Source organism: Listeria valentina (assembly GCF_011800755.1).
GTDB lineage: Bacteria > Bacillota > Bacilli > Lactobacillales > Listeriaceae > Listeria > Listeria valentina.
The window spans coordinates 1-4523 of the sequence record NZ_JAATJW010000100.1; the positions used below are offsets into that span (position 1 = coordinate 1).

7 protein-coding genes are annotated in these 4523 nt (G+C 34.8%); 6 read left to right on the forward strand and 1 reads right to left on the reverse strand.

What is annotated here, in order from left to right; translation table 11 throughout:
- From HCK02_RS13190 to HCK02_RS13210, 5 genes are all read left to right on the forward strand, one after another.
- Positions 1 to 174: WXG100 family type VII secretion target (locus HCK02_RS13190; RefSeq protein WP_167630564.1), on the forward strand; the 174-nt coding region annotated here is incomplete at its 5' end.
- A gap of 76 nt (positions 175 to 250) precedes the next feature.
- Complete coding sequence (locus HCK02_RS13195; protein WP_167630565.1) at positions 251 to 652, forward strand: DUF1310 family protein; 402 nt, start codon at positions 251 to 253, stop codon at positions 650 to 652.
- Positions 645 to 1892, forward strand: coding sequence for a hypothetical protein (locus HCK02_RS13200; RefSeq protein ID WP_167630566.1), 1248 nt, complete (start codon positions 645 to 647; stop codon positions 1890 to 1892). Before HCK02_RS13195 ends, HCK02_RS13200 begins: the two co-directional genes overlap by 8 nt.
- Before the next feature lies 1 nt (position 1893).
- Positions 1894 to 2262 (forward strand): hypothetical protein, encoded by a 369-nt coding sequence (locus HCK02_RS13205; protein ID WP_167630567.1) that lies wholly within the window; start codon positions 1894 to 1896, stop codon positions 2260 to 2262.
- Entirely contained in the window at positions 2259 to 2525 is a 267-nt protein-coding gene (locus tag HCK02_RS13210) for a hypothetical protein (protein WP_167630568.1), read from the forward strand. Before HCK02_RS13205 ends, HCK02_RS13210 begins: the two co-directional genes overlap by 4 nt.
- A 1007-nt stretch (positions 2526 to 3532) precedes the next feature.
- On the opposite strand, the gene HCK02_RS13215 is transcribed toward HCK02_RS13210, so the two are convergent.
- Positions 3533 to 3940 (reverse strand): hypothetical protein, encoded by a 408-nt coding sequence (locus HCK02_RS13215; RefSeq protein WP_167630569.1) that lies wholly within the window; start codon positions 3938 to 3940, stop codon positions 3533 to 3535.
- Positions 3941 to 4041: 101 nt separating this feature from the next.
- Between HCK02_RS13215 and HCK02_RS13220 the strand changes: the two genes are divergently transcribed.
- Positions 4042 to 4523: helix-turn-helix domain-containing protein (locus tag HCK02_RS13220; protein WP_167630570.1), on the forward strand; the 482-nt coding region annotated here is incomplete at its 3' end.

Below are 4523 nucleotides of genomic sequence, written 5' to 3' on the forward strand. Positions count from 1 at the left end.
CGGAGCGAATGGGAAGGACAAGCTTTTGCAAAATTTGATGATCAGTTTAATCAGTTGAAACCAAAAGTAACCGAGTTCGCGAACTTGATGGATCAAATTGAACAGCAACTTCAAAAAACAGCGACAGCCGTGGAAGAACAAGACCAACAACTTTCTCAAAACTTTGGATTTTAATTTCAAAAAAGTGCCTCTTATTGTATACTTTAAGAGGCATTTTTGTTAAATAGAGAAAAATAGATGGAGGGATGAGATGAAAAAGGGATGGATTATTTTCATTTCGATTGTTGTCATCATTATTGCAGTTGTAGCAATTGTTGGAGGGAAGATGTACATGGATAATAAAAAGTTGGATGAAGACATGAAAGAGGTTGTGAAAAGTGAGGAGGCAAAAAATCAATTTGAAGAGGGTCTGAAGAACTTAGATCCAAATGCCTTTACAAAAAATGGAGTTATAAAATCATATAAGATTGATTATGACAGTATCAAGCATAATCCTATGGGAGGAATAAATGTACGTCTGATAATTAATGGCAACAGCAAACTTACCACTGAATATACACTAAATAAATATGATGGAAAATTAGAAGCTGGTGGAATTAGTTATTCGCATGAATTAGACATCTTATTACAGGAGAAAGATTCAAATGATTAATCTGAACGATAAAGAACGAGTAGAATTAGCCAATAAAGAATATGATAATTTGAAAGTTGGCGACGCTGTTACGATAGCTAATGGTAAAAAACGTATAGGTGTGGTCTCAGAGATTAAAAATAATCCTAATACTGGCGAACAATCTTATATTATTACAGATAAATATCTCGGTCAAAGTCCTTCTGGTAATGATCGAAATAAGGTTACGGAAGTCACAGTTTTGTATAGAGGTTCAACAGGTATTGATCAATGGAAAAAAGAACCTTTGGACGTTTGGAAAGACTGGCTAGAGAATGATATCCCTTCTGCTACACAAATTTTGACGCATACAGGCGGAAGAGTTGTGACACCGCAATTAAAATCTGCTGCCAATACACTGAAAAATTCACTAAAAATGTATCCCAATGCGAAACACTATGTTTATGCCCATTCGTTAGGTTCAATGACGGCCCAATATGCGCTTTCCGACATTAATGAAAAAGATGCTTCGCGAATTGGTGGAGCTTATCTATATGAAGGCCCCAATGCCTATTCCCTTTTAACGCCTGAACAAAAGAAAATGGCTGAAGCGTTACGGGGAAAAATTTATAATTATGTGGACTTTAAAGACCCAGTTACGATAGGGTATGGAGCTTATAAAGAAAATGTCGGGCAATTAATTGCCGTGGATTCTAAAGATGTGAATGATATGGGCAAACAACATATGTGGGGCGGTTATCAATATGATAAAGATGGGAATGTACTGACTGATGCTAAGGGGTATGCTGCTTTGGCCAAAAGTACAACAAGAGAAAAACTTAACGGCCTTGAAGAATTGAAGAAAATATTTGCCAAAAGTGGCGGCCATTTATCTGGATCCGAAAAAATCTTTTTAGATGCCGCCGAAGCTTTAGCTTTAACACAAGGCATGAAGATGACCATTCAATATGATATGAATGAACTTCAAAAGACGTATAAGAAAGCAATGGATAATGCCGATGATTTGTGGCGGGATACTTTAAAAGATGCTCGAACGCTTGGAACCTCCCTCTCAGAATCCGAAAGATTGGATGCGCTGGCGAGTGGTGGAGCTACAGAAGCGAGTATTCGAACGAAACCTAAAGCGAAATACCAGAAAAAAATAACCAAGTTAACAGCCATTGAAAAAGAGTATGATGAATTAATTAACAACATTAAGAATGCCATAGCTGAACAGTTGCAAAAGGATCAAGAGCTCGCTCAGCAGATTGGAAGTGCGTAAGATGGAGTTTACATTTCAAAGACGATTCGAAGAACTGGAACAAGATTATACAAGAGCGCATAAAAAACAAGAAGAAAATTTAGAAGAAATCTATTTTCAAAACAGACAATTTAAAAAGAACCTCGATGATTTGGCAGATCGTTTAAGATATGTAACCTCTCATTATGGTGATTCAGAACGATTGCCACCAATCAAGCAAGGCTATGCCTTTCTTTCACAAGCAGAGGAAGAGGGAAGCTATTTGGTAAAGCAACTAACAAGTGAACTGGAAGAGGAAATGGAACAAACTACACAGGCTTATGATAAAGAAAGATCTCGTTATGAAGAGGAATACTTGCTTGCTAAAAAGAAGGAAGGGGAGCATTTATGATTGATAGCTTAACAAAAGGATTAGACGACATCCAAAAGAAGGCAGAAAAATCATTGATTCACTTTTTTACGGCTTCTCATAGCAAAGCTACCTCCGAAACACGAAAACAGCTCGTGAAGGAGATGGAGAAAGAATCGGTTCAAAAAGTGAAGTCCTCAAGTGGGACCTATTTGGACTCTTTTTCTAGCTCGGTTCAAGGAAAATGGAGTAAAGCGGCAGAGGCTGCGTTTGAAAACACCAATAAATCCTTAAAAAATTTATAAAAAAGATAAAGCCCTGACAAACGTCGGGGCTACATTTATGCTTAAAAAAAGGGGCAAAAAAGGGGCAAAAAATAGAAAAAAGGTGACTTATGAATGAACTATCTTAGATATAGAAATCACTCTTGATACTTGATATGATAGCGTGTTGATAGATTTCTGAAATACCTTTGACACCAAAAATTACTTGCGTAACCTACGCGGTAAAGCGGCTCGTATTAAAGAAATTCGTTAATCAATTAACGGGTTAAGGCGGTCAGTGCTTTTGCATTGACCGTCTTTTTCTATACCAAAAAGGCGGTTGGGGATAAACTTTTAGCACGAAAGTTTTAATGCTGTGTTATACTAAGTGAGAAATAATAATAATTTAGATGGCTTGAGATTTTTAGTGGATAGTCGAATCATTTTGGAAATATAGAAGAGGAATCATCAGAATTGAAGCTCTGCTGTGGGCAAGTACTGCGATTACGAAATGTCGGAAAAACTTCCGAGGTTTTAGAGGTATGTTATTCTGACTGGTTCCAAAACAGCAAAAAAGGAAGAATATAATCTGCCAGTGTTTTAAAGCTATGTTATTCTGAATGGTTCAAAAAATGCTAGCATCTTAAAATCTCAGAGTTTTTATGTAAGCGAAGAGGAACTCATATCTAATCAAGGTAATAAGCATGTTAATTATAATATTAACAATTTCTTTTTTAAGCTCTATTTATATTATGTGAATTTATTTCATGCTATTTTTAGTAAAAAGAAAGGAGAAGCAACTTATGATTAAAAACCTAGTTCTATCGGTTGTATTAACTGTATTGTTGGTACTATTAAACTATATGTTGGACAACTTAGGAAATGTTTGGATATTCTCAATCAGCTTTTTTATTGTATCGTTTATTGGTTTTACGTTGGGAGATCTGATCAATAAAAAAAGAAAGAGATAGAATTCTCTTTCTGTAATGATTTCTAGTATAGTGAAAAACTTGGATTTCCAGATTTTGCCCATGTATATCCATAACCATTCATATAACCGTACTGATATTTTTGTTTAATTTTAATTCCCTTAGCTTTACCAGCTTTAATTTTTTTAAATATCCTTGCAGTTTTTTCTTTTCTTTCTTTGCTCCTGCATTTACTAGAGAAATTGTTGATGATATTGCAAAAGCTGCGGCTCCTTTTCCCAATGCTGTTTTGACCTTTGCGCCCGCTGTTGCACCTAAAGCACTAGCGATCGGACCAGTTACTGCGGCAATAGTAGTTTGATTCCCAATCCTTCTCTTAATTTGTGCTTTTGAAAGATATGAAGTGACAGTCTTGGTTTTTCCCCAATTTGCAGCTAAAACAGTTTCCGTGTTTACGTTATGTGTGAACGGCGAAATGACTAATCCCAAAAAGATAATAGTAGCAACAATAAATTTTTTGATATTCATGATAGTACCTCCTTTTTTTGCTGATTTTAATTTATCACGGTTTACAAAAAAATAAGAAATGCTTTTTTGCATCATAGAAATTCAATAAAGGAAGAGACACCATGGAACGAATACAGAAGAATTTTAAATTGATACGGGAAACTAAAAAGTTTTCACAAAGGACTTTAGCCAATGGAATTTGTTCACAAAGTTTAATTAGTCGATTTGAAGCAGGCAAAGATATTCCAAGTGCTTTAATTTTGAAAAAATTGTGTGACAGACTACAGGTTAAAATAGATCTTCTATTTAAAGAGAATAGTTTATTGGCAACTGAAATTGAACAAAACCTTTTCAAAGCTTATTTGCATAAAAACTATAAATTAATAGAGTCCATTTTGGAGAAGAGAAACTTGTCAATTGATTATGTAGAACGAGAATTTTATAGAGGAGTTACAATTTTTCATAATCAAAAAGCTTATTTTATTGCATTACAAAGTTTTGAGTATGCTTTAGAAAAGATTGTAATTAGTAAGCTAGGTGGAGAAGACTACAGTGAGTTGGAGCCTTTTATTTGTAGTTATATTGGGTTATGCTATATTTTTAG